This window comes from Clostridium sp. (genome assembly GCF_036569345.1).
In the GTDB taxonomy this organism is placed as follows: Bacteria; Bacillota; Clostridia; order Clostridiales; family Clostridiaceae; genus Clostridium_AD.
In genome coordinates this window covers 23535-46914 of the sequence record NZ_DATCQT010000088.1, presented here as the reverse complement: position 1 = coordinate 46914, position 23380 = coordinate 23535, and the positions used below count along the sequence as shown (strand labels likewise).

The window sequence follows — 23380 nt, the reverse complement described above, 5'->3', positions numbered from 1 at the left end:
ATATAAGATTATATACTTTTTTTATATAATAGAGTTAGACAGTATTCTTAGAGGGGGAGTATATATAGGAGAGTAGTAATGGAACATAAGAGACAGAAGATAGATTATTAGTGCTTTGATAAAATTAGTGGAAGGAATCGCTACCAATAAAGCAACTACCACTAAAGAGCTACGTCCTTTAAAAGTAGCATAATTCTTAATTGATTAAACTTTGTATAATCATCTTACTTTGCTAATAACAAAGTACATGGTCAAGTTAATGCAACAAAGATAGCTGAATATGCTGAAAAAAATCTTGGATATGATGGGATAAAATATTACCATTTCAGTAGCAATCAAGAGGTTAAATCTTAATACAAACAACATATATAAACTTAGTGCAATAAGTGATAAACAATCACTTGTCCTATTTAACTCTGATAAATTTTTTGACATAATATACAAATGACTCTAACCTTGCTGTAAAAAATCTAATGGATATTCTCAAAAACCGATTAAGGTGTAAGCCTCATTCTTAATATCCATGAAAACTTTACTTATAGACATAGTATTATTCCTTTATTTATACACACTCAATTTACTCTTTAGCTATTTGGTTATAGTTACACTGATATACAAAACCGTTATGGTCAAAATACAACATTAAATACAATAAAATTGATTTATAAATTTTATTGTGCTTAATGTTAATAAATTACAAATAACTTTCACATGAAAGTTATAACACTTGTTTATCTGTATTCGTTAACTTTTCAATTTTACAAATATAGTTTACATATGCCAAAATTCTATCAAAGAAATATAATGATTGCTCTATAGTTATATTGCTTATTTCATCATTGCCATGCCTAATATCTGTATATTCCTCATGGAATAACTTCCATAGTTTAATTCCCTCACATATAATTACTTTAGGTCCCCACTTTTCCTCATTTTCTCTCAACAATCTGTCAGCTTCTTTTATATCCTTTGCATTAGTAAATTTTTTCATTAAGGTTTCCATAGCGGACAAACCATCTCTAATAGTATCTTTTCTTGCTCTATCATCATTTGTCCTTTTTAACTGTTCCATTGCTTGTCTAATATGTTCTGACGCTTGTTTACTTAATTCCTCTGTTGTAATAATTATTTCAGCAATATCAGTGACCATTTCTACATTAGGATTTATACAAATCCATGGTCTATCTAAATTCATTTGCAATCTATAACCAAAATTATTTTCTTCCAAAGCTTCGTTCATTTTATCTATAGAACTACCATTAAAAAATTCTAATGCTATTTGACTCATAGCGTCCATAAACTTATTGAATGGTTTATTCATAAAATAATAAATGCTATTTTCAAAATCTGATTTTAAATTTGGCATTCCCCAATTTGAAGTTTTTTCTGTATTGGTATATACAGAAATAATATCACATAGAGTTCTTAAACTGCCATCAAAGCTTAATCTTCCTCTGCCTTTATAGTTTTCAACTTTATTAGATAATTCCTGTACTATAACATAAGACAATTGTCTCAGCAAATCATTAGTTGTTTTATTCATTAAAAACTTATCATTTTGAAATGAGCTAAAACCTAAAAATTGTTCCTTAAATGTTTTCACAATTACTTCCTCCACATTCTAATTTGTTTTTAAATATTTAGTAGTTATAATATAAAATTTATTTATTTCTATCTGGGTATGTTCTTAAACAGCTCGTTAAAGTCTATTCCAAGTGCCTTAGCAATTGCATATATTTCATAATCGTATATTTCTCTTTCTTGATTTTCAACCCTTGATAAGATTGTTTGGTCTATATCTATCTCCTGCTCAAGTCATTTAACATGCTTTTATGCAATCAGTAAAAAATAAATATTTAGTGCTATTCCCAATGGTACAAATGTACTTACTATTGAAGAAATTGTCATTAAAGTAATGTATTTATTTTTTAGAACAAACATTTGAGGAATAATTATTTTGAATAAAGATATGATTGACGGTATACAAAAAATAATACCTGCTCCTAAACAAATATAATTCAATATATTATTTTTAAAAAATAAACATGCTCCTAACGCAATAATATAAGGTATCCCTGTTGCAAATAAATTATTTCCGTCTGAAAGCATTTCTTGTTTACAAGTTGGATATGATAAGGCTTCAATATAATCTTCTCCATATTTTTCAATGTCAGTATTATAATTTTTTGTTGCAAATCCACTAAGAATAATAATTAATATCCATGACATTAACCACAATCCGATTATTAATAAAATACTCATACCAAACCCCCTATTTGTTTTAACCATTAAAACCGCCTTTTAAGCCTTATATTCCACCTTTATATAAAATTAGCATTATTCAGCTTTTTTGCTTGTTAATTCAATTTCAATCCTGCTTCCTAACAAATATATTTAATTAATTTAACAAACACTATGTTTCCCATTATGACACCAAGTATTTATATAATTATACTACTTTTACCTAAAATTGGTTATATAAACAAATAATATTTTTAATAAAAACTATATATCTACCTATGTCATTCTATATATTTAGATGTATAATATTGTTATATGTTTTATAGGTGGAATTTATTTGTTTGCAAAGGAGAAAACGAGATTAAAATATCTTGAATCTCGTAAGCAAGATTTTGATGGTGAATTTAAACCTAATAGGATAAGTGTTAATTAAGGGGGGATGTTTTAATGGATGAAATTAAAAGTGATAGTGGAGAAGTCTTTGGAGATAAGATTTTAAGTTTTTCATGTAGTTTTATTTTAGATGATAAAACTTGGAGGGTATTGGGATACAAAAAAAAACCTCAGCGTGGTTCATTTTTTCATAAATTTGTTAAGCCTAATATTTTAAAGCAAGATATTTTTATTTTAAGAGAGCTATTTATTTCTTGTATAGCTACTGGTATAAATACTTTAGATAACTATTCAATTGCATATAAGAAAAAAATTGTAGCACAGATTATTGAAAAAATATTATCTGGTGATGGAATACTTAATTCATTTAGTTTTGAGACATATAATGAGGCTGTTTTATATTTTACTAAAGGTTTAAAAGATTACTTTAAAGATAAAAGTATTAGCAATGTATTTATACAACACGCAGTTGATATACTGGGGGAATCCTTTAAGCCAGTGTGGTTAGTTAATATCGGTCAAGTTTGTGTAGGAGATACATTGTTTTGTTTAAAAACATATCTAAATGATAATTTTGTACATCCTTTAATAGATGACATAGAATTAACTGACTATAATATTATAGAATTATTATCAAAGTGAATGATGAATAAATAATTATAAGAGACGATATTCCATTTATTATTACTATTGTTAATTTTCTATAAATGCAAGTTTTCCACTTTAAAATATTTATATAGCCATTCAAATATGTATCTCTTTTCCTCACTTGTTCCATTGAAGAACTTTTCTTGGTTTCTTATTACGAAATCTAATATTTAAGAACAAGCAATTGAAAAGGATGGAACATGATGTCCTGATACCCAAGTCCCATTAACCCAACTGTTTGTATCATAGCTTACCTTTTATAATAATATATTTTGAAACGTTATATATTATTAAGTATTTCTGTAATTTTTAAGCTTATAAAATCAGTAGATTTCTGTTGTTCTTTCAGCTTCATTTTTTTATATAAAAACTCTGGTATTGAAATATTATTTAACCTATACTCTCTTATTTTTTCTTGTACTATTAACGATTGCTCTGCAATTTTTCTTTTATTATATCTATTTCCTTTCATTTCTATATTTATATATAAACCAGTTATAATTTCTTCTGCTTCCCCAATAGCTTTTATTGCCTTTATATTAAATATAATTATTTTAATAAATTCTATTGCCACAGGAATTGCATACAGTAAATTAATAGCAGGTTCATTATATCTATAAACTTTAGCCCCTGTTAACAAAACCAATAAAATTATTACTCCCCCCAATATTATAGTATACAATTCTCTTTGTCTATTCTCCCATCTAATGTTCTCATTTTGGCATACCACTCTTGCTATATCTATTGGAAGAGATGATGTGTTGCTATACCAATTATATACAGTATATTTATAGTTAGGGTCTATTGATTGCTGATATTTTTTATAATTAGAAAGAATTATTTCATTTGATTTATTATCTAATTTATTTAAATTTGGTATTATCTTTTTATTAATTTTAAATTCAAATAAAGTTCTATCAATATATTCCTGAAAATCAACAGCATTTTTTTTAATACTTTGATTTTTAATTTCTATGAATAGATATGCTATTACACAAACAGAAGAGAAAATTAAACTGGCCATACTAAAGCTTTTTGAAAAGTGTGGTATAACTCCGATTAGATAAACAAAAATGCTTATAACAAGAGTAATACCAAATAATTTTTTACATTTTTTATATAATGTTCTTTGAGCAAATAAATATTTTAATATTTTTTCTTTGTTCTGCTTTTGATTTATATTATTCATTTTTTAAAAAAACCTCCACATCATCCGAAAAATTATATGAGTATTCGTCTAAATTTCTGTATCTTGCCATTATGTTATTCAACTTCATTAATGTAGCTTGTTTATTTATATTAACTAATAAATTTATATTATTGTCTCTCATATCTGGAATCTTATCAGATTCAACTAAGCCAATAATGTGATTAAGAATATTTGCAAAGTCATATTGAAAGTCATCATAAAATACATACGTAAGTTCATAATCTATTACACAAGATTCTATAGCATATGAGCCAATTGTTACATGATAACTTCGTTTGAAAATGTATTTAAAAAGTCTTATAGTATTTTTAAATTGTGTATAAAGTGAACTAACATCATTGAGTATCTTTTTATCAATTCTTGGATTTGTTTCAATCCAACCTCCATTTGAATCACCTTTGGGTATATTATAGAAAATATCGTAAGTATTAGTCTTCTTAAATATCCCCCCTGGAACAAAATCTATATAGTAGTTATGCATAATTATATGAACAGTTATGGCTTGACCATTTTTTTCACATACCTCACAGCCATAGGGTGATAGTGCTTCATCAATTGTATTCTTTAGCCAACTCATTAATTTTCTCGGACTAATTCCACTATTGTCACCTTTGTTAAAATTTCCATTATATTTTGGATTTGGGTTTTTTATTCCAACCCCATCTGCAAATTTCCTTCCATGAAGACTTAACTGCCCTAAATTAGTGTCAATAATTAGCATTACATCAAATTCATCTATTATAGATACCTTTGTACCTTTAAAACAGCTACCATAATAAATATACTCACATCCACCTTCTTTATATAGTTGTGGACAATTTGTCCTCTCTTTTATTCTGGCTATCACCTTATCAACTACCCATTGTCTACTCTTAACCTTTATGGAAATATCATTCTGAGATAATATAATGTTATTGTTTATAAACTTAATAAACTCTCCGTTTATACTCATAAACTCTGTCCTCCTTATAAATTTTCTGTAACAACTTAAATAGATTTACACATGAATTAATTGAATTTTATATTTATATTTTAATGCGATTTTTCATCAACATTTTTTTATAAAAAATTCATAAAATTAAGTAATATATCCCAGTAATATTGTACCACATTCATAAAAACACCGTAAATTCAGTTATGAATAATATGGTGCTTTTATTGATTATTAGGTATTAGTAGTTAGTTGTGACGCTTTAAAATAACATTCCAAATTAAAAGTCATCAATCAATCATGGTATACAGTCATTATTCAACCTTAATATTGAAGGTTAATTTAAAATAATCATCTCGTTGCTCTGTTTGATGTTCATATCTTATTACTATTTTCATTTATATAAAACCATCAAAATCTATTTGGCACACTCTTGAATTATGACCTACATTACATTACAAAACTAATTCAAAATCAATACAAATAATACAAAATGAATACAGACGCAAGGAGGCTCATATGAAAAATCTTGATTATATTAAGTATCCTCAGACAACAAAAATACTAATTGAGGAGATTAAAAGAGCTTGTGATGATTATATTGCCCGTAGAATTAATGAGAATGAATTGGAAAATATTATATTGACATGGGCTGATAATGTCGGTGAGAAAATGTTCAATGGCTCGTATGAATTTAGCCCCACTGTTATTCAAAGGGTAGGCACTGGAGTTTTGTCTGAGGATGCAAAGGGTTGGAAAAGAGAGATAAATATAGTAAGTTGGAACGATAGAAAGCCGAAAATTGATATTAGAGATTGGGATGAAGACCATCTTAAAATGAGAAAAGGGATTACAGTAAGTAAAGAGGAATTAAACAAATTGAAAGAGATTTTAAATGCGATTAATATAGTGGAATTGGATATAGGATAAGTGATTATGATGACTGCGGGAATAATATTTTTGCAGTCATTATGATTATAAATATTTAAATATAAGGAAAGGTAAAGGCAGTGTTAGGTGACTATAAATATGAATTGTTGATGAAATATTTTGAGGATTTGAAAGAAGATAAAGTAATATTAACTTATGATAAAATTGAAGAAATAGTAGGGTTTAAACTTCCTAAATCCGCATATCAGTATAGTGCCTATTGGGGTGTAAGTGAGACACATACTATAACAAGGTCTTAGGCAGAAAATGGAACTTAGAAAACAAAATTGAAATTGGACGAGTAGGTAGAGTTTACGAAAGGTACTTGGTAAATTTCATAGTTTTGATGGTAACATATATTTCGTAAGAAATAAGGAGTATAGAAAATGGACAATTTAGTCATATGGTGTTACTTTTGACCTTAACTTTATTTTATTTTGCATACAGTACACCTCCATTATAGTTTATTTATACACTAATAATAACATAAACTTCAAGTATGTGGGATTAAATCATCTGAAAATTGGTGCTCTACCTTTGTAAGTAGCGATTCTGGTATCTACAAAATTAGTTGTATTATGAATTATAATATTTTCACTTTTTATTATATCTTTATCATCTTTAAAACATTGTTACCACTTGAACCAATTGAGAAAATTTTACAAAAATTTAGTTAATACCCCATTAAATTTACCCATCCATTTTTTAAACTGACTGTGCCAACTATTTACATGGTTAATATGATAAATACCATTTTTATTATGGTCTCTCATAATGCGTTTATGGTATAAATTGAGGTTTCTACCAAACCGAATATAATATCAGTACAAATAATAGAATTATTGTCTATGTGACCGTCATAAAGCCTTTCAAGGTCTCTATAACCAACTCTACCCTTGCATACCATTTCAAGAATAATATTGTTATTTCTATCTATCGCTATGGCTACACATATCTGTTCATTTTAGTGGTAATTCACATCTTTCTTAAAATCCGACTTAAAGGAAACACAAAAGTTTATGATTCTTTTAAAAGTTTTAAAAGAAAAAAGATAAGCAGAAGGCTGTTAACCCGTTTGTATTAAATGTAAGTATTTCGTCAATTAAAACAAGCTTATAAATAGGATATTTACTTATTTAGTTTACGAATTAATTCCTTATCTTTTTCACCTATTTTATCCAATTTAGAAGTATGCTTTTGCATTTGCTTTACAGTAAGCACATCCTTACCATCTACAATAATCTCAAGATAGCCATTTAAGTCGATATAACCTACTTGAAGTGATGTAATATTAAATCGGTTACCCAGCTTTTCTAATACAGTTTTAGTTACTATAGCAGGAATCTTAATGCTATCAGCAGGTGAAATTTTCTGACGGTTTACAATACTAAAATTCATTTTTTGAAAGCATGTAAGTTTATAAAAATCACGTGAGTATTTGCCATTTGCTAAAATCACATTATAAACATAGACTGAAAATGGTAACTTAATATTGCCACGATATGACTTTTGTAGCTCATAGTATTCCTTATCTAACTGTTTTTGATATTCATTAGCTACTCTAACGTCATAGAGTGTATTGTTTTTAAGGTTGTAGGTTATCTCAAAATTACTATTTTTTTGTATATTTGCACTATATGTTCCATTTAAAAAGTTATATTTTGGCGTTGAGACTTCCGTTATGACATAGACCTGCTTCACATAATTTTTTATTTTTGATTTAGCAATATAGTTTCCAAAGGGTATACCGTTGAAAATTGAGTAGACAAATATCACGATTGAGGCAATAAAAAGCAATGGTAGAATTTTTATTAGAATACGTTTAACACTCATAAATATCTCCTTCCAGTTTAGAATTTTAATACATTATAAAGATTACTGTGACCAAACTAATACAAAATTTTTATTAGCCACTTATTTTATCTACTATTACTGATAATCATTGATACTAAAATAACGAACGTAATTTTTGAGCTAAAACTGTTATATACATTCATCCATTTTAAGAATTTAAGTTAATTATTTACTATTCTTATGCAATAGATTTTTTCTTAGATATATAATTAAATCACATATAAGTGTTCCGATAAATGAAATGAAAGTATATATAAAACAGTAAATTATGAAGCTTGAATTAAAGATAGTAAATGTTGCAATCAACCAACATGAAAAGTTAATTAATAAAATAATTAGTCTCTTTTTAAATATAAGTTGCATTAGGAAAGATACTACAAAAACTAATAATGGAAGTGTAAATAAGACCAATCCCATAGGGTCTATATTATTTAGATTAAACATATGAGTATACCTCCTTTAGAGTGTTGCAATATATTGCTTTAGGGTACATTTTAAACAGCTTTTTTAGTATAAATAAATATTAATCAGTAAGTTCTTTGAGCCTTTTGTTTATATATTCAAGTTCAAATGAAAAACATACTCTTCTATGATTGTTTGATAAAATCCTGTAATGATTTGAAAGCATGTTTTGCTGAACTGTAAACCCATTTTTAGTTTCTATATCTTTCCACCAAATTCTACCTCCGAGTGTTGGTATATAATTTCTCTCATTGTTTGGAAATGATAATGAGAGAATAATATCTTCAACACCTCCACCAAAAGTTAATTCCAATATCTCACTATCTTTAAAAATAATACAGACCGCAATTGCAACGGCCCATCCCAGACTGCTTCTTTCCTTTTCAGCTTGTATCAGTGTCTTTTTAGAAATTCCAAGTATCTCTGCCATTTTATCTTGCGTATACCCTTTTTCAGTTCTTATAAGCCTTACTTTTTCATCTACCTTCTTTATAAATTCAACCCTTGTCATTAATTTCATCACCTTTCAATTGATAACGTAGCGATTATACATTACACAATAAATATAAATGTATTCTTATAGTGTAATTATACACTATAAGAATACATTTGCAACTAAATTTAAAATATATTAAGTAATAGTTCACTATGTTAGGATATATTTATATAAAAAACTAAGCAAATTGCAATTATAATAAATGCAATTTGCTTGTTTAAGTTTTGGTTAGAAAAGATTTAGGATTAAATCCACATCTTCATTCGTAGGATTGTTTTCCTTATTATGAGAGAGCTTATCTGAATTATTAAAGATTAACTTATTGTCTTTTAAGAGTTTTTCAAGTGTTTGTTCTATTTTAGCTTCAAAATCATCATTATTACAATATTTTTCCATGCCTTTTCTTATTAAATTGCATACATAACTACTACCATTATCTTTATTTTTAAGAAGTATGAACAAATCCAAATTCCTCTTAGAAAAACTAACTGATATTTTATTTTCTGCCATTATATTTTATCTCCAATACACTAAAATAACTAAGGACATTAGCATATTGAGGGTCTTCCTCAAAAATAGCATTTGGATATATTTCGAGAATATATTTTTTTAATAGAATAGTACCACCACCAGTAAATATTACTGTGGTATTGTTGAAACTTAGACCTCTACTCTTAGCGTAATTAAATATTTCAAGAACGTGTTCTCTAATTAAACCTTCAACTATTGCCTTACTTTCTTCTACTTTAGCTCCGTCAACATATAAGTAACCATTTTTAAGTGTTTCTTCTGTATCGTCATTAGACACCAATGTACCGCAAAATGTAGTTAATCTTTCTGCTATTGTTGACCTTAAAACATTAATCCCAGAGTTTGCTATAACCATTGTTTCAAGTAATGGAACTAAGCTATTAAATGTGCAATAACTTGTATTTAATGAACCACAATCTATAATAGTAGCTTTTTTATCTCTAAAGTTAGAAATATTTGAATATATTGAAGCTGTTGCTTCTGGGAGAGGTAATACTAAGTTTATTTTAAATACGTATGACCTACCATTTACCTTCATTGGTATTACTTGACCTGATTTTTGTATTAGTTCAGTGTACTCCTGTTTAAGTATTTTGTTCTTATAAATATTTATAGGTACATTTATTGCCAAATATACATTAGGAACACCTAAAGACATAACCCCAGTCTTCTCAATTATTTTGCAAATGGCTAAGTATATACATACCTGGTGATTTATGGAACTCTTACTGATGTTATAATCACATTTATCCTCACTCAACATGTCGCCAATTAAGTATGATTCGCTTCCGAACTCTATGTAGTAAGAGTTTTTAGTAAGTTCGACACCCAGATTATTTATTTTTTGTACTTTCGTCCTGAATATATCCTTGTCTATAACACCATTAATCTTAGATATGTATTTTGTACTATTCTTTCCTGTATCTACTGAAATAAGTAAGTCATTCACTCTTTTTCCTCCATTAATTTCGTTTTTATATAATACTTAATTAGGTGCTCTAATATGCTATAAAATCCTACTTAACTTGTTCAACATGGTGCTATAAAGGGGGAATAGGTGCGACTATGACAAAAATACATTATATTGATTAAATGTAATCTTTTTAAATGATTGATGTGCTATAATAAATTGTGAAAAGATATAGAAATACCATTAATAATCTTTTAGGAGGCAATCATGCTTAGAATGATTAAAACTCTAAACCCTTTAGGAAAACATAGAAAACTTTTAAATGAAAAACTAAATAAGTATAAATATAAAAAATGCACAGATAGCAATTAAAAGCTAACTGTGCATTTTTCTTATTGTTACTAAGGCAACATTATAAATAAGCATCGTGTTGAGGTCAAATAAGGTCTAAGGAGGAAGGTAGGCAGGAGCAATTACTAATAGGTTGAACGAATTGAATAAAAAATTATAAAAAGAAGGGGATACGTAAAATGGCAATTAGAAGAGATATGAATAAAACATCTGATACTTTATTACTTAAAAAAAAGCACACTATAATGCCACCAGAAATCTTTGAGGGTGAAGTACAAAGAAGGAACAAAGAAATACTGAAATTAATTGGGGTTAGTAAAAATGAACCCTTAATCTTAACAATTACCTCTATCTATAAAAATAAAGAAAATTGCTCCAATGGTGATTATAAAGCAAGGGAATTTTCTAATCAGAGGGGAAATCTGATTGCAAAATATAAAGAAAATAAAGACACTTTTAACTGTTTCGTTGAAGGGTATTTAAAAGCCCTAATAGATAATAAAATTAAATACGAAATAAATGAAGAGGTTTTTATTGATTAGATATAGGGGTTCTAACATAGCAGTTACTTATTGGAAGAAGTAATGGAAGAAGATATGTTTTTGGTTGGATGAAAAAATAGAGAAAAGAAAGAAAACTAAGTACGGTAGTGATGATGAAAACTTGAAAACTTACTTTAAAGGCGAAAATATGTAGCATATTTTTCTCCAACACTAAATTTACAAATGAAGAGATATATAACGTCTTAGGATTTGGAGAGGAAAAGTGGAAAGGTTATATTTTAGAATTCAGGAATAAATTTGAGCAAGGCAAAAGTGAGAGTCTTAAAGGACAAGATTAAGGAATGGTAATAATGCAGAAAAGTTTAAAATATTTGAAGTAAATACAGGAGGATGTAATGGATAAAATGAGAATTTCTTTTTATAATGTAGAATCATATGTTAGTTCCATACAGGTGTTTAAATGAATAATAAGAGACAGATTTTCAGAAATAAATTAAGAAAGATAGCAATAAAAATATGTTGTTTTGAGATTGTTTTAGCAAATGTAGGTTTGTTTTTATGCTGTATATTTGTATTTAGAGCAATATTAGATAAGCAAATGGAAAATGTTATATTCTGTTTCGAGATGGTAGCTCTTTTTATATTTACTCTATATTTTAGTAATTATTTTAAGGATTATTTAGATTAAACAAAATAGGAGTAAAGAAATATTATTACCATTGAAAATAAAGTATGATTAGCTCGGAGAAATCCAGAGCTATTTTTTTATAAGTTATTATTTATAAATGAATCTAATTTTGGATTAAAATTAAATATAAAGAAAATTGTAAATATGGATAATATTTGGATTAATGATATAATTAATAAATATTTGGTATTTAAGTTATAAATTGAATAAAATTATTTAAATTTTAAGTAGGAGGATTAATATGCCTGAAACAGTTATTAATGAGTATGGAAAAGTATTCGGTGAAAAACTTAATGGTGTAAATTACATTGATAGAGCTGGTGTATATGGGATAGCGATTAATGATGAAGATAAAATTGCTACGATAAAAACACCAACAGGATATTTTCTTCCTGGGGGTGGTATTGAGAATGGGGAAACTCACAAGGAATGCCTTGAAAGAGAATTTATAGAAGAGACAGGCTATGAAATTTCAATAGAAAATTACATTGGTAAGGCTTCCTTGTACCATATATCAAAGGCGAATCAGTATTTACATGGAATTGGATATTTTTATATTGTTAATTTAAAATGTAAGACGAATGAAAAAATTGAAGAAGACCATGAGCTATTATGGATTGAAATTGGTGAGTGTATAAAGTGCTTGTTTTTGGAGCATCAGGCATGGGCGGTTGCAGAAGCTCTAAAGTTTAAAGGTTAGTTCAACTTAGTAATATATAATTAGGAGGTGGCAGTATGAATGATGCTCCCCAATTGGAAAGTTGTAATATTATATTACGTAAACCAATAAATGAAGATATTAGAGCCCGTAAAAAATTAGGAATAAATAGAGAGTGTATTAAGATGTGCGGTGATATTATTTCTGATTCAGATAAATTCACTATGGATGACTCTGTAAAATGGTATGAAAGAATAGTTCAACATCCTTGTAAATGGGTTATAGAGTACAAAGGTAATTGTATTGGAGTGGTTGGACTCCGACCATCTACAGATGATAATAAAGCAAAGTTCTCTATTGAGATTTATGACAATAGTGTCTATAGCTGTGGAATAGGAACAAAAGTTACTAAAATGGTTTTAAATTATGCCTTTGAAGTTTTAGAATATCACAAAATATATTTAAGAGTTTTAGATTATAATGCAAGAGCAATAAAATGTTATGAGAAATGTGGATTTATTAAAGAAGGTGTAGATAGAGAAGGTACATTAATTAATGGTAAGTTTGATGAACAATCATATGCAACAGGTATAATGTATAATGGTGATAAATTGAATTTTTGGGGATACGGTTTATATAATGATATTGAAAATCAAGCTAATATTGAAGATGTTTGCTCACGTATTTTTGATACGATTTCTCAGCATATATCGCCAAAGTAATATAACCTATTTAACTACGTAATTAGAAAAAATATATATCAATAAGAAATATTATTCTTTTTATTCTAATATATCATTAGGTTGACACTGCAATTCTCGACAAATCGCTGATATACAATGAATTACTTATATAAGGAGTTTTAATCTGGGACACAATCTTCAAATTTTGCAATAACGATAAGATATTATGTAGATAAACAAAGGAGATAAAAGATGGCAACGAAGTTGATTATTATAGAGGGATTACCAGGGTCAGGAAAATCTACAACAGCTCTGAGCGTATATGAGATTCTTAAAAATAAAGGTATTAATACAGAACTCTATTGTGAAGGTAATTATAATCATCCTGCGGATTTTGATGGAGTAGCCTATTTTAATAGTGAGGACTTCAATGTATTGCAACAAGTTCATTCAACAAGTAGGGATTTGTTGAATAGCATAAAAATTAATTATTATAATGGTTACCTAATTCCATATAGAAAAGCTATTGAAGAACAACAAATATCATTTGAAGAGCAAGTGTTTGATGATATAACAAAAAATGATATATATATGTTGCCATTAGAGATTCACATAGAATTAATAATAAGCAGATGGAGTGACTTTATTAATAAATATATTAATGAAGACAAGGTAGTTATATTTGAATGTTGTTTTATACAAAATCCAGTAACAGTAAGTATGATTATGAATAATTCATCTAAAGATGTTACGTTGAGTTATATCAGTAGGTTAGCTGAAAAAATTCTGCCATTAGAGCCTGTCTTAATATATGTGGAACAAGAGGATATTAATGTATCTTTTAATAGAGCTATATGCGAAAGGCCAAATGAATGGATTGAGGGATTTATAGACTATTATACAAATCAAGGGTATGGGTTAGCTAATAATTTAAAGGGGTTAGAGGGAGTTATGAAAGTAATTGAAGAAAGAATTAAGATTGAAAGTGAAGTATATGATTCACTTAAATTATCTAAATATAAAATTGATAATACTTCATTTAATATTGAGTTTCTTAAACAGAAGATTAACTCTATTATAGAAGTCAACTTATAGTCCATTTAGGGGGATAGATGATGAATAACATGTATATGTGGAGGTGAATTTATGAGTAGTATTATATATAGAAAATTAGCAATAGAAGAGTGTGAGTGTATAAATGAAATGAACCCATCTCAATATGTAGGAAAAGCGTGGAGAGAAGTAGATGGAAAACGCCAGTTAGTGGAAATAAATTACCAAGATTGCGATTGGCCGAATGGTTATGAATATCATATTAGTCATTTAAAAGAAACTATTTTAAATGGAGGAAGTGCAATTGGTGCTTTTGATAGCGGTGATAAATTATTAGGATTCGCAACAACTAATCACCAGTTTTTTGGCGAAAAGCATAAATATGTTTTATTAGACCAATTGTTTATAACATTAGAATGTAGAAATAAAGGAATAGGTAAAAATTGTTTATGCTTTCTGTAAATATGTCTAAGGAGTGGAATTCAGATAAAATTTATATTTGTGAGGGTTCGGCTGAGGAAACAATTGCATTTTACTTTGCAATAGGGTGTAAAGAGTCGGAAGAAATAAACAAAGAACTATACGAAAGTGACACAAGAGATTTTCAATTGGAATTTTCCTTATAAACTCTTTTTATGAGTATAATCAGTATTTAAGTAAATTATCAACATATTTATTTTTGCGTCACAACGATATTCTATTATGACGAAACTAAAAGGTGGATACAGATGTTTAAGTTCAAAGACTTTGATAATTTAACAGATGGTGTGATTGATTTGAAGATTGACGATAAAACACCATCTAATGAGGAAAAAGGTTATGTACCTTCATATAAATATAGGATTACCCTACATAATTCAGATGACAATATAGGTATTATTGATATTCGTATCGGGTATAACGATAATCTATATTATGGTGGGCATATTGGTTATGCAATTAAAGAAGCTTATAGAGGCAACAATTATGCTTCAAAGGCTTGTAAAATTATAAAACAGGTAGCAATTGCCCATGGAATGGATAGTTTAATAATAACTTGCAATCCAGATAACTTTCCATCTCGAAAAACTTGCGAGAAGGCGGGGCTTAAACTTAAAGAAATAGTAGATTTGCCATCACATAATGAAATGTATCGAAAGGGTGAAAGGCAAAAGTGTGTATATGAATGGATTTTAAAATAGTAGTTGTTTCGAAATTTTCGTATATGTTGAATATATCCTAAAAATAAGATTTATTCAACATTTTAGAATATGAAGTATTTATAGCTAACCTTGAATATAATAGCGGAGGTGATTTTAGTGGGGGAAAATTTAATTATAATAGTTACAGGTACATCTGCTACTGGTAAAACAATATTAAGTAAGAAATTAGCAAATAAATTTAAACTACCTTTAATAAATAAAGATGAAATTAAAGAATTACTTTTTGATTGTTTAGGTACTAAAGATGAAGAATGGGCAGTACGGTTAGGAGTAACAAGTTTTGAACTTTTATATCTGTTTGTTGAAAAATTATGTCAAACTGGCAAGGCATTTATTGTTGAAGGTAATTTTGAAGATAAATTTACAACCCAAATTATATCTGACTTAAAAACGAAATATAACTACAAAATATTACAATTATATTGTCATGCCCCAGAAGAAATATTATATAAAAGATATATTGAACGTGATAATTCAGGGGAAAGACATCCAGGGCATATTATTCAGATAAGTGGACTTGATGAATTCAAGAAAAGGGTTACAAATAAGAACTTTAAGTTAAAAATAGATAATTGTATAAATATAGATGTGGATACAACAAAATTTGAAGATATTAGATTACAAAAAATTTATAATGAAATAATAGGAAATATTAACTTATAAATTATGTTACAACTTTGTATTTATTAGATGTCACAATAGTATTTTAGGAAGATTTTTAAATAAGGGAAGCTATTTATTTAAAAGGGGGTTTTACAATGGCAATAGTTAAGTTGAGACAATATAGTTTGAGTATAGGAGAATTGGTAATTGAATCTGCCCAAATTAAAGATTCTAAAGAAATAATTACTTTTATAAAACAAGTTGAAAGCGAAACGAAATTTCTAATGAGAGAAATTGGAGAATATAATAAGAGTGTGGAAGATGAAATAATATTCATTGAAAACAAACGTAAAAGTGCGAAAGATGTATTTTTGGTTGCTAAGGTAAACGGAAAAGTAGTAGGAACATTAGGATTTAATACATCTCCTTATAGTAGGTACAAACATAAAGGACAATTTGGTATATCTATTTCAGAAGAATTTTGGAATTACGGAATTGGATATAATTTAATAGACACATTAATAAATTGGGCAGATAAAGAAGGGTTTGTAAAAATTAGTTTGGAAGTAGATTCCGATAATTCAAGGGCAATAAATTTGTATAATAAATTTAAATTTGTACAAGAAGGAATATTAAAATATGATAAGTATTTAGAAAATGGTATGTATGTAGATTCTATTATTATGGGTAGAATTAAGAATGAAAATTTGCTTTAAGTGCATATTGATATTTTGAATGTAACACAAATATAATTGAGTTTAATTATGGCATGATTGAATATATATTATTAGTCGGAATTGTACATTATGGGGAATTAAACGAGGTGGGATAAATAATAAATGATTACTAATATCTATTTTCTTAGACACGCTAAATCATCATATTCTCCTGATGAATTGAATAGACCATTATCTGAAAAAGGATTAATGGATGCTAAAAAAGTGACTGAATTACTCTCACATGAAAATATAACAAAGGTTATATCAAGTCCATATAAACGGGCTATTCAAACAGTTGAAGGTACAGCAAACTACTTTGGATTGACTATTTCAATAGATGAAGGTTTTAGAGAAAGAAAACTTGCTGATAGTTCTGTTGTAAATTTTGAAAAAGTAATTATAAAATACTGGGAAAACTTTGATTTCTCTCTTTTTGGAGGTGAAAATGGACATTTGGCACAAGATAGAGGTGTACAAGCTCTTAAAAGTGTTTTAAATAAATATTGTGGAAGAAATGTTGTTATTGGTACTCATGGAAATATTATGGTGCTAATAATGAATTACTATGATAAAAAATATAATTACGATTTCTGGAATTGTTTGAATATGCCAGATATATACAAATTAAGGTTTCAAGATGTAATATTAAAGGATGTAAAACGTATTTTGTTATAATGCTCTAATTTATTAAACATGTAAGTTCGCAATCTGAATCCAAACCTATTCATATTGTGTAAAAGTAATAATTAAAAATAATTAATTTATATGTAATGTTAGATTGCATAGATAGGAGATTTATTTGAAAAATAAAACAATAAATTTAGCAATAGAACAAATGAAATCTAATAACATAAATGAGATATTTAGACAAGAATCGTTTTTTGAAGAATACTTCAAAGTTTTTCGTGAGTATAAAGAATTTGACGAAAATATTATTAATTCTATACAGCATAATTTAGAATTAAATGATGTAATTAACTTGTCAAACACATTGATAAGCAAGTTTGAAAAAAAAACTAATATTTTATCGAGAAATAATATCAAAAGTGATATTGGACTAATTATTTTTATTGGAGACGGGCATATAGATGGCCATAGTATATTTTTAAATAATTCTACTTATGTTTTTATTGATTTATATGCAATTAGTTCACGCTTTAACAAAAAATATGATTTAGAAGCTTTTCTATCTCACGAAATTATCCATGCAGTACATTATGATTTAAATAAAGAGTTTTATCCAGAAAACTATAATTTAACAGAAGATAAGTATTTGAAAACATTAATTGTAGAAGGTATGGCTACATATATGAGTATATCTCTATTTGGAATATCAGAGAATTCAGCATATTGGGTTGGACTTTTAGCAAAACATGAAGTTAATGAATGGGTTTGTAATTGTGAAAATATGAAAACAAATATAGGAATTAATCTTAAAGAATTAATTTCTAATAGAGAATTTGATAAGAATATATATGATAGATTATTTTGTATTATTAAATCCGAAAATTTCACTTCTTATAGAATAGGATATTATTATGGTTGCCAAATAGTAAAGATGATATATTATGAAAATAGTATTAATGAAGTATTTAGACTTGAATTCAAGGATATTAAAAAATATATAAATGCTTATTTTAAAATTAAAATTGTATAAATGGTCATTCTATTATTAAATTACTAAGGTGTAATATTCATAACGGATGACACAAGTAGTACCCATAGCAATTAAGATGTGAGTTTTTAGTATATCAATTTCAGAGTTATATTTTATGGAAAATAAATTTATAATGCGTATATATTTCTGATTGAGAATATTTTAAAAGGATGAAATGAAAAATGGGAAGAGTATTGAGTCAGGTATTTATTGGTTACTTATAACATTTGCTGAATTAATATCAGTAATTCTATATACTCAGTCATATGAGTGTCGAAAGGTGGAAAATTAAATGAATTTAAAAAACATACATACAGAAAGATTATTAATAGTACCTGTAACAATCGAAATAACTCAATCTCTATTAGTAGGAAGCTGTAAAGAAATTGAAAGACTTGGAATAAAAACAGATAAAAACTGGCCTACAAAGGACACTTTGGATATTTTGCCTAATATAAATGAGTCATTAGAAAAGGAAAAGAACCCAAGTGGATTTGAATTTTGGATGATTGTAAAAAAAGACAATATGCAAGTAGTTGGGGATATAGGGTTTCATGGAAAACCTAATGCAGAAGGTGAAGTTGAAGTTGGCTTTGGGTTAGTAGAACGGGAAAGAGGAAGGGGAATTGCGTTTGAGGCATTAAAAGCTATTATTAATTGGTTAAGTTTTCAACATGGTGTTAAATTTATACGTGCAGATTGTTTGATTAGTAATAAACCTTCTGCACGAACATTAGAAAAAGTTGGTATGAGAGAAATTAGTCGGGACCAAGATTTGATTTATTGGGAACTTATTAATACAGTAATTTAATAATTGAAATGAGGGGCAAAATGGATAATATAACAAAATTAAAATCTGGTGATTCCATAGGTATTTTTTCACCATCATCGCCTATAACATATTCATGTCCAAATAGGTTTGATAGAGCCAAGAAATATTTGCAGAATAAGGGTTTTAAAATAGTAGAGGGAAGTTTAACAGGAAAGTATGACTTCTACAGGTCAGGGAGTATTATACAAAGGGCAGAGGAATTAAATAATTTAATTAGAAATCCAGAAGTAAAATGTATCATGGCAACTATTGGAGGAATGAACTCAAATTCGATTCTTCCTTATATAGATTATGATGAATTTAAAAGAAATCCTAAAATTATAATAGGATACTCTGATGTTACAGCAATTCTACTTGCTATATATGCACAAACAGGAATAAGTACATATTATGGTCCTGCATTAGTGGCTTCATTTGGAGAATTACCACCATTTGTTGATTCTACCTATAAATATTTCAAAGAAATCACTATGGATAAAATGAAAATTCCTTATGTATTTGAAACTCCTGAATACTGGACAGATGAACACGTTAATTGGGAAACACAAGATAGGAGCAAAGAAAAAAGAAAAAATCAATGTATTACAGTCTATGAAGGAAATGTCAGAGGCAGGGTAATAGGTGGAAACCTGAATACAATACAAGGAATATGGGGTAGTAAATATATGCCTGAAATAAAGGATGGGGATATACTTTTTATAGAAGATTCTTTAAAAGATTCTGCAACAATTGAAAGAAGTTTTTCATTTTTAAAAGTTAATGGAGTATTAGATAGAATTTCAGGAATAATCCTTGGTAAACATGAGTTATTTGATGATTTAAAAACTGGGAGAAAACCATATGAAATATTATTAGAAGTAATGGGAGATAAAAAAGTACCATTCATTGCAGATTTTGATTGCTGTCATACACATCCAATGATGACTTTACCAATAGGATGTGAGATTGAACTTGATGCTACAAATAAGAAAGTAAGTGTTGTAAGTAATTGAGTCAAGTAATATTTGATGGGCCAAAATGATTTTTGAATTAAGATTATAGATAAAGATATAAATGATACTTGTATAAAAGAGGATTAACGGAGTACCTAATGATGAAGGAGATATAATTATTATAGAAATGTTGAGGAGTGTAATTAAATGCTAAATGTATATTTTGCTTCTTCTAATTGGAAACCTACAGAAAACAACCCATTTATAGCTGATGGTAGTTATGGAGAAAAATGGTCTGCTTTTATTTATGATGATTCTATTAACAACTTATATACAAATGTATTCCCTAATACCAAAGTATACTCACTAATAGTTAAACCTCAGATTGATAAAGAATTTGAACGATTAATTGATTTTGTTATTTATGAAACATCTTATGGTAGAAATATTATATTAAAAATACCTAATAATTCTAAAGAAGTTATTTTAGCGAAGTTGGAGACTTTATCTAAAAACAATAAAAATATTATAAGAGCTACTGATATAAAGTGGTTAGTTCATAGTACAACAAAACAGTTATGGGAGAAGATAAAAATAACAGGAGAGTTATTATCTCCAAGTTGTTTAAAACACAATGGAAAGGAGGTAAATGAAATTGGACTAAAAGCATTATTAGAACCCATGGATTATTCGGATTTTATAATGCTTGATGTGGTAGATGGATGTGGGGAACTTGTTGTTAATTCAAGGCAACGTGGATATATATGTCTTGACCCTAATATTGAGTATATACCTGGCGTAAGGATATATTTTAATGCTCATAAGATAATATCTTATGGATTAGCAACAAGAGATGGACTTCATGTACTTAAAGTATTTGAAAGATTGCCACTTGATAAGTATATGGCTTTAGCTATAGAAGATAAAATGTTAACAAGGCGAATTTGGACACCTACGACATATACTCATTTTTCAAATGAGTTTTTTCTAAAACATGTGGAGGGGTTATGAGGATATATGGAACATTATTTTATTGTGTCACAACTGAAGAATAGTATGACCCAACAATAAATAAAGAAAGGATGATTCATATGGGAAATAGTTACACCATAATTATTTTTACAGTCATTAACCTTGCACTATTATTTGCAATCATAGTAGTGATATATAAAGTAATACAAGGAATTACACGTTTTGTTAATAGAAATAAAGAGATGGAGAAAAAGATAGATGTTATTTTAAATAAATTAGAAAATAAGGAAGATAAATAATATTTATAAGTGAACATTTAATAGCAATAATAGTTTAATCAAATTAACATTTTATGACATGTTAGTAAAATATTGAAACTTGATTAACTGCTGATATGAGTGTAATAGGAGGAAATTTATATGGACATTAAATTAAGAACTTTAGAAAAATCAGATAAAGAATATTTCTTTTTATGGATAAAGGATAAAGAAGTTATAAGATACTCATTATCTCTATTTCAGAAAATGAATACTGATAATGAAATATCACATTGGTTTGATACGCTTTTATTAGATAAATCTTCATATAATAAAGCAATAGTAGATACCACAAACAAAAAGTTAATTGGATATACTGGAATAACACAAATAAGCGAAACAAATTTATCTGGAGAATACTTTATATTTATTGGTGACAAATCTTATCATAGAAAAGGTGTTGGTACATTTATTACGAAAGAAATAACTAAAAATGCTTTTTATGAATTAGGACTCAATAGAATTATGCTTACTGTCTCAGAAAAAAATATAGGAGCAATTAAAGCTTATACTAATGCTAACTTCAAAACAGAAGGAGTTATGAGACAAGCCTTTTACAGAAATGGAGAATTCCATGATAAGATTATTATGGCAATTTTAAAAGAAGAGTATTAATTCGTAACATTCAAAAATAGCGTATTAATGGCAATTTTACGATAGTTGAACAATAGTAAAATATGACGCAACAAAACAAAATCATAAATTAATTATTTTTTTATAATAATATCTATAAATAAGATAAGGGTGGAGATTTTATGAATTCTATTGAATTATATAATCATTTAGAAAGAGATTTTATCACTAAAGAGTTGAGGGATGATTGGGCAAGGTATATGCGTGACATGGATGATTACCTTTGCATAAATTTTAAGGAAAGAAGTATGGGTTTGGTATGTGATTTTGCAAGTGAAATTAAAGAAGTTTACTCTGCTGTGTTTCCTACTGAAGATATTATGCAGAAAATAATTGATGATGGAATAACAGATGCCATGTTATTTTTACACCATCCTTCTATTTGGGACATTACAAGACTCAAACCATTCTATCAAATGGACAAAGCATTATTAGAAAAATTTAGAAAAAACAGAATATCTATATATAATTTGCATGTACCTTTAGATAATTTTTGTGAGTATTCAACAAGTAAAACTTTAGCCGATGCGTTAGATATAGAAATTGAAAAACCATTTAAGGAGTATTGTGGAGCTTTAAGTGGTGTAATTGGGAAAACCAAGTGCAAAAGCATGGAAGAATTGCATAATAAGTTTTCAAAAGTATTGGGTCATGAAACAAGTCTTTATTTATACGGGGATAGCAATATAAAGGACGGAAGAATAGCTATTGTAGCAGGTGGTGGCAATAATAAAGATACTGTTACTGAAATGATTGAAAATAATATTAATGTTCTTATAACAGGCATTTCAGTAAATAATGAAAGTTATTCAGCAGTTCATGAACTTGAACAAAATAATTGTATTAATGTTTTAGGAGGCACTCATTATTCTACTGAAAAATTTGCTTGTCAAAAAATGTGTACTTACTTTGAAAATCTTGGTATTGCTTCTACTTTTATTGAGGGTGAACCAGTATGTGAGGATATGTAA

Annotated in this window: 29 protein-coding genes and 1 pseudogene; 20 read left to right on the top strand and 10 right to left on the bottom strand. The window is 27.5% G+C overall.

Annotated elements, in window-relative coordinates; all coding sequences use genetic code 11:
• Positions 1-718 precede the first annotated feature (718 nt).
• Both VIM70_RS08880 and VIM70_RS08875 read right to left on the bottom strand, forming a co-directional pair.
• Positions 719-1603: a hypothetical protein gene (locus tag VIM70_RS08880; RefSeq protein ID WP_331945395.1), complete on the bottom strand. Its 885-nt coding sequence runs from the start codon at positions 1601-1603 to the stop codon at positions 719-721.
• Between the two features lie 227 nt (positions 1604-1830).
• Positions 1831-2262, bottom strand: a complete 432-nt coding sequence (locus VIM70_RS08875; protein WP_331945394.1) for a hypothetical protein — start codon at positions 2260-2262, stop codon at positions 1831-1833.
• Positions 2263-2688: 426 nt separating this feature from the next.
• Here VIM70_RS08875 and VIM70_RS08870 point away from each other — a divergent pair, with 426 nt between their 5' ends.
• A complete protein-coding gene (locus VIM70_RS08870) occupies positions 2689-3276 on the top strand; it encodes a hypothetical protein (RefSeq protein ID WP_331945393.1) in 588 nt (195 codons plus the stop codon).
• Between the two features lie 286 nt (positions 3277-3562).
• Here VIM70_RS08870 and VIM70_RS08865 read toward each other — a convergent pair whose 3' ends face one another.
• Positions 3563-4471, bottom strand: a complete 909-nt coding sequence (locus VIM70_RS08865; protein WP_331945392.1) for an S-4TM family putative pore-forming effector — start codon at positions 4469-4471, stop codon at positions 3563-3565.
• Positions 4464-5444: a hypothetical protein gene (locus tag VIM70_RS08860; RefSeq protein ID WP_331945391.1), complete on the bottom strand. Its 981-nt coding sequence runs from the start codon at positions 5442-5444 to the stop codon at positions 4464-4466. The genes VIM70_RS08865 and VIM70_RS08860 overlap by 8 nt, the downstream gene beginning before the upstream one ends.
• Before the next feature lie 498 nt (positions 5445-5942).
• On the opposite strand from VIM70_RS08860, the gene VIM70_RS08855 reads away from it, so the two are divergent.
• Positions 5943-6353: a PC4/YdbC family ssDNA-binding protein gene (locus VIM70_RS08855; RefSeq protein WP_331945390.1), complete on the top strand. Its 411-nt coding sequence runs from the start codon at positions 5943-5945 to the stop codon at positions 6351-6353.
• Between the two features lie 80 nt (positions 6354-6433).
• Positions 6434-6613 (top strand): DUF7662 domain-containing protein, encoded by a 180-nt coding sequence (locus VIM70_RS08850; protein ID WP_331945389.1) that lies wholly within the window; start codon positions 6434-6436, stop codon positions 6611-6613.
• A 252-nt stretch (positions 6614-6865) separates the two neighbouring features.
• On the opposite strand, the pseudogene VIM70_RS08845 reads toward VIM70_RS08850, so the two are convergent.
• The 6 genes and pseudogenes from VIM70_RS08845 to VIM70_RS08825 form a co-directional block, all read right to left on the bottom strand.
• A pseudogene (locus VIM70_RS08845) lies at positions 6866-7317 on the bottom strand (IS1595 family transposase); the annotation flags it as partial.
• 164 nt (positions 7318-7481) lie between these two features.
• The gene (locus tag VIM70_RS08840; protein ID WP_331945388.1) at positions 7482-8186 is read right to left on the bottom strand and encodes a hypothetical protein; all 705 of its coding nucleotides are present in this window, start codon (positions 8184-8186) and stop codon (positions 7482-7484) included.
• Between the two features lie 186 nt (positions 8187-8372).
• On the bottom strand, positions 8373-8624 hold the full coding sequence (locus VIM70_RS23420; protein ID WP_414648694.1) for a DUF2651 family protein: 252 nt from the start codon (positions 8622-8624) through the stop codon (positions 8373-8375).
• A gap of 106 nt (positions 8625-8730) precedes the next feature.
• Positions 8731-9180 carry a helix-turn-helix transcriptional regulator gene (locus VIM70_RS08835; RefSeq protein WP_331945387.1) on the bottom strand — a complete coding sequence of 150 codons (450 nt, stop codon included), beginning with the start codon at positions 9178-9180 and terminating at the stop codon, positions 8731-8733.
• Positions 9181-9393: 213 nt separating this feature from the next.
• The gene (locus tag VIM70_RS08830; protein WP_331945386.1) at positions 9394-9675 is read right to left on the bottom strand and encodes a hypothetical protein; all 282 of its coding nucleotides are present in this window, start codon (positions 9673-9675) and stop codon (positions 9394-9396) included.
• Positions 9662-10645, bottom strand: a complete 984-nt coding sequence (locus VIM70_RS08825; protein ID WP_331945384.1) for a ParM/StbA family protein — start codon at positions 10643-10645, stop codon at positions 9662-9664. Before VIM70_RS08825 ends, VIM70_RS08830 begins: the two co-directional genes overlap by 14 nt.
• A gap of 491 nt (positions 10646-11136) precedes the next feature.
• On the opposite strand from VIM70_RS08825, the gene VIM70_RS08820 reads away from it, so the two are divergent.
• The 17 genes from VIM70_RS08820 to VIM70_RS08740 all read left to right on the top strand — a co-directional run bounded on the left by VIM70_RS08820 (position 11137) and on the right by VIM70_RS08740 (position 23380).
• A complete protein-coding gene (locus VIM70_RS08820) occupies positions 11137-11499 on the top strand; it encodes a hypothetical protein (protein WP_331945383.1) in 363 nt (120 codons plus the stop codon).
• Between the two features lie 421 nt (positions 11500-11920).
• Positions 11921-12148: a hypothetical protein gene (locus VIM70_RS08815; protein WP_331945382.1), complete on the top strand. Its 228-nt coding sequence runs from the start codon at positions 11921-11923 to the stop codon at positions 12146-12148.
• A gap of 241 nt (positions 12149-12389) precedes the next feature.
• Complete coding sequence (locus VIM70_RS08810) at positions 12390-12848, top strand: NUDIX hydrolase (protein WP_331945381.1); 459 nt, start codon at positions 12390-12392, stop codon at positions 12846-12848.
• Positions 12849-12883: 35 nt separating this feature from the next.
• Positions 12884-13528, top strand: a complete 645-nt coding sequence (locus VIM70_RS08805; protein ID WP_331945380.1) for a GNAT family protein — start codon at positions 12884-12886, stop codon at positions 13526-13528.
• 213 nt (positions 13529-13741) lie between these two features.
• Entirely contained in the window at positions 13742-14584 is an 843-nt protein-coding gene (locus VIM70_RS08800) for a hypothetical protein (RefSeq protein WP_331945379.1), read from the top strand.
• Positions 14585-14635: 51 nt separating this feature from the next.
• Positions 14636-15004, top strand: coding sequence for a hypothetical protein (locus VIM70_RS08795; RefSeq protein WP_331945378.1), 369 nt, complete (start codon positions 14636-14638; stop codon positions 15002-15004).
• Positions 15005-15270: 266 nt separating this feature from the next.
• Positions 15271-15723: a GNAT family N-acetyltransferase gene (locus VIM70_RS08790; RefSeq protein WP_331945377.1), complete on the top strand. Its 453-nt coding sequence runs from the start codon at positions 15271-15273 to the stop codon at positions 15721-15723.
• Positions 15724-15840: 117 nt separating this feature from the next.
• The gene (locus tag VIM70_RS08785) at positions 15841-16407 is read left to right on the top strand and encodes an AAA family ATPase (protein WP_331945376.1); all 567 of its coding nucleotides are present in this window, start codon (positions 15841-15843) and stop codon (positions 16405-16407) included.
• Between the two features lie 95 nt (positions 16408-16502).
• Positions 16503-17063 carry a GNAT family protein gene (locus tag VIM70_RS08780; RefSeq protein WP_331945375.1) on the top strand — a complete coding sequence of 187 codons (561 nt, stop codon included), beginning with the start codon at positions 16503-16505 and terminating at the stop codon, positions 17061-17063.
• 123 nt (positions 17064-17186) lie between these two features.
• On the top strand, positions 17187-17741 hold the full coding sequence (locus VIM70_RS08775) for a histidine phosphatase family protein (RefSeq protein WP_331945374.1): 555 nt from the start codon (positions 17187-17189) through the stop codon (positions 17739-17741).
• Between the two features lie 124 nt (positions 17742-17865).
• Positions 17866-18723 (top strand): DUF2268 domain-containing putative Zn-dependent protease, encoded by an 858-nt coding sequence (locus VIM70_RS08770; protein WP_331945373.1) that lies wholly within the window; start codon positions 17866-17868, stop codon positions 18721-18723.
• Between the two features lie 292 nt (positions 18724-19015).
• On the top strand, positions 19016-19534 hold the full coding sequence (locus tag VIM70_RS08765; RefSeq protein WP_331945372.1) for a GNAT family N-acetyltransferase: 519 nt from the start codon (positions 19016-19018) through the stop codon (positions 19532-19534).
• A 20-nt stretch (positions 19535-19554) separates the two neighbouring features.
• Positions 19555-20547: a S66 peptidase family protein gene (locus tag VIM70_RS08760; RefSeq protein ID WP_331945371.1), complete on the top strand. Its 993-nt coding sequence runs from the start codon at positions 19555-19557 to the stop codon at positions 20545-20547.
• A gap of 147 nt (positions 20548-20694) precedes the next feature.
• Positions 20695-21498, top strand: a complete 804-nt coding sequence (locus VIM70_RS08755; protein WP_331945370.1) for a hypothetical protein — start codon at positions 20695-20697, stop codon at positions 21496-21498.
• Between the two features lie 80 nt (positions 21499-21578).
• On the top strand, positions 21579-21758 hold the full coding sequence (locus VIM70_RS08750; RefSeq protein WP_331945369.1) for a hypothetical protein: 180 nt from the start codon (positions 21579-21581) through the stop codon (positions 21756-21758).
• Positions 21759-21878: 120 nt separating this feature from the next.
• A complete protein-coding gene (locus tag VIM70_RS08745) occupies positions 21879-22391 on the top strand; it encodes a GNAT family protein (RefSeq protein WP_331945368.1) in 513 nt (170 codons plus the stop codon).
• Between the two features lie 140 nt (positions 22392-22531).
• The gene (locus tag VIM70_RS08740) at positions 22532-23380 is read left to right on the top strand and encodes a Nif3-like dinuclear metal center hexameric protein (protein WP_331945367.1); all 849 of its coding nucleotides are present in this window, start codon (positions 22532-22534) and stop codon (positions 23378-23380) included.

Excerpts from the sequence above, each read along its gene's own strand:
- VIM70_RS08875 (WP_331945394.1), bottom strand. The coding sequence starts at position 2,262 with ATGAGTATTTTATTAATAATCGGATTGTGGTTAATGTCATGGATATTA.
- VIM70_RS08870 (WP_331945393.1), top strand. The coding sequence starts at position 2,689 with ATGGATGAAATTAAAAGTGATAGTGGAGAAGTCTTTGGAGATAAGATT.
- VIM70_RS08865 (WP_331945392.1), bottom strand. The coding sequence starts at position 4,471 with ATGAATAATATAAATCAAAAGCAGAACAAAGAAAAAATATTAAAATAT.
- VIM70_RS08860 (WP_331945391.1), bottom strand. The coding sequence starts at position 5,444 with ATGAGTATAAACGGAGAGTTTATTAAGTTTATAAACAATAACATTATA.
- VIM70_RS08855 (WP_331945390.1), top strand. The coding sequence starts at position 5,943 with ATGAAAAATCTTGATTATATTAAGTATCCTCAGACAACAAAAATACTA.
- VIM70_RS08840 (WP_331945388.1), bottom strand. The coding sequence starts at position 8,186 with ATGAGTGTTAAACGTATTCTAATAAAAATTCTACCATTGCTTTTTATT.
- VIM70_RS23420 (WP_414648694.1), bottom strand. The coding sequence starts at position 8,624 with ATGGGATTGGTCTTATTTACACTTCCATTATTAGTTTTTGTAGTATCT.
- VIM70_RS08835 (WP_331945387.1), bottom strand. The coding sequence starts at position 9,180 with ATGACAAGGGTTGAATTTATAAAGAAGGTAGATGAAAAAGTAAGGCTT.
- VIM70_RS08830 (WP_331945386.1), bottom strand. The coding sequence starts at position 9,675 with ATGGCAGAAAATAAAATATCAGTTAGTTTTTCTAAGAGGAATTTGGAT.
- VIM70_RS08820 (WP_331945383.1), top strand. The coding sequence starts at position 11,137 with ATGGCAATTAGAAGAGATATGAATAAAACATCTGATACTTTATTACTT.
- VIM70_RS08815 (WP_331945382.1), top strand. The coding sequence starts at position 11,921 with ATGAATAATAAGAGACAGATTTTCAGAAATAAATTAAGAAAGATAGCA.
- VIM70_RS08810 (WP_331945381.1), top strand. The coding sequence starts at position 12,390 with ATGCCTGAAACAGTTATTAATGAGTATGGAAAAGTATTCGGTGAAAAA.
- VIM70_RS08805 (WP_331945380.1), top strand. The coding sequence starts at position 12,884 with ATGAATGATGCTCCCCAATTGGAAAGTTGTAATATTATATTACGTAAA.
- VIM70_RS08800 (WP_331945379.1), top strand. The coding sequence starts at position 13,742 with ATGGCAACGAAGTTGATTATTATAGAGGGATTACCAGGGTCAGGAAAA.
- VIM70_RS08795 (WP_331945378.1), top strand. The coding sequence starts at position 14,636 with ATGAGTAGTATTATATATAGAAAATTAGCAATAGAAGAGTGTGAGTGT.
- VIM70_RS08790 (WP_331945377.1), top strand. The coding sequence starts at position 15,271 with ATGTTTAAGTTCAAAGACTTTGATAATTTAACAGATGGTGTGATTGAT.
- VIM70_RS08780 (WP_331945375.1), top strand. The coding sequence starts at position 16,503 with ATGGCAATAGTTAAGTTGAGACAATATAGTTTGAGTATAGGAGAATTG.
- VIM70_RS08775 (WP_331945374.1), top strand. The coding sequence starts at position 17,187 with ATGATTACTAATATCTATTTTCTTAGACACGCTAAATCATCATATTCT.
- VIM70_RS08765 (WP_331945372.1), top strand. The coding sequence starts at position 19,016 with ATGAATTTAAAAAACATACATACAGAAAGATTATTAATAGTACCTGTA.
- VIM70_RS08760 (WP_331945371.1), top strand. The coding sequence starts at position 19,555 with ATGGATAATATAACAAAATTAAAATCTGGTGATTCCATAGGTATTTTT.
- VIM70_RS08755 (WP_331945370.1), top strand. The coding sequence starts at position 20,695 with ATGCTAAATGTATATTTTGCTTCTTCTAATTGGAAACCTACAGAAAAC.
- VIM70_RS08750 (WP_331945369.1), top strand. The coding sequence starts at position 21,579 with ATGGGAAATAGTTACACCATAATTATTTTTACAGTCATTAACCTTGCA.
- VIM70_RS08745 (WP_331945368.1), top strand. The coding sequence starts at position 21,879 with ATGGACATTAAATTAAGAACTTTAGAAAAATCAGATAAAGAATATTTC.
- VIM70_RS08740 (WP_331945367.1), top strand. The coding sequence starts at position 22,532 with ATGAATTCTATTGAATTATATAATCATTTAGAAAGAGATTTTATCACT.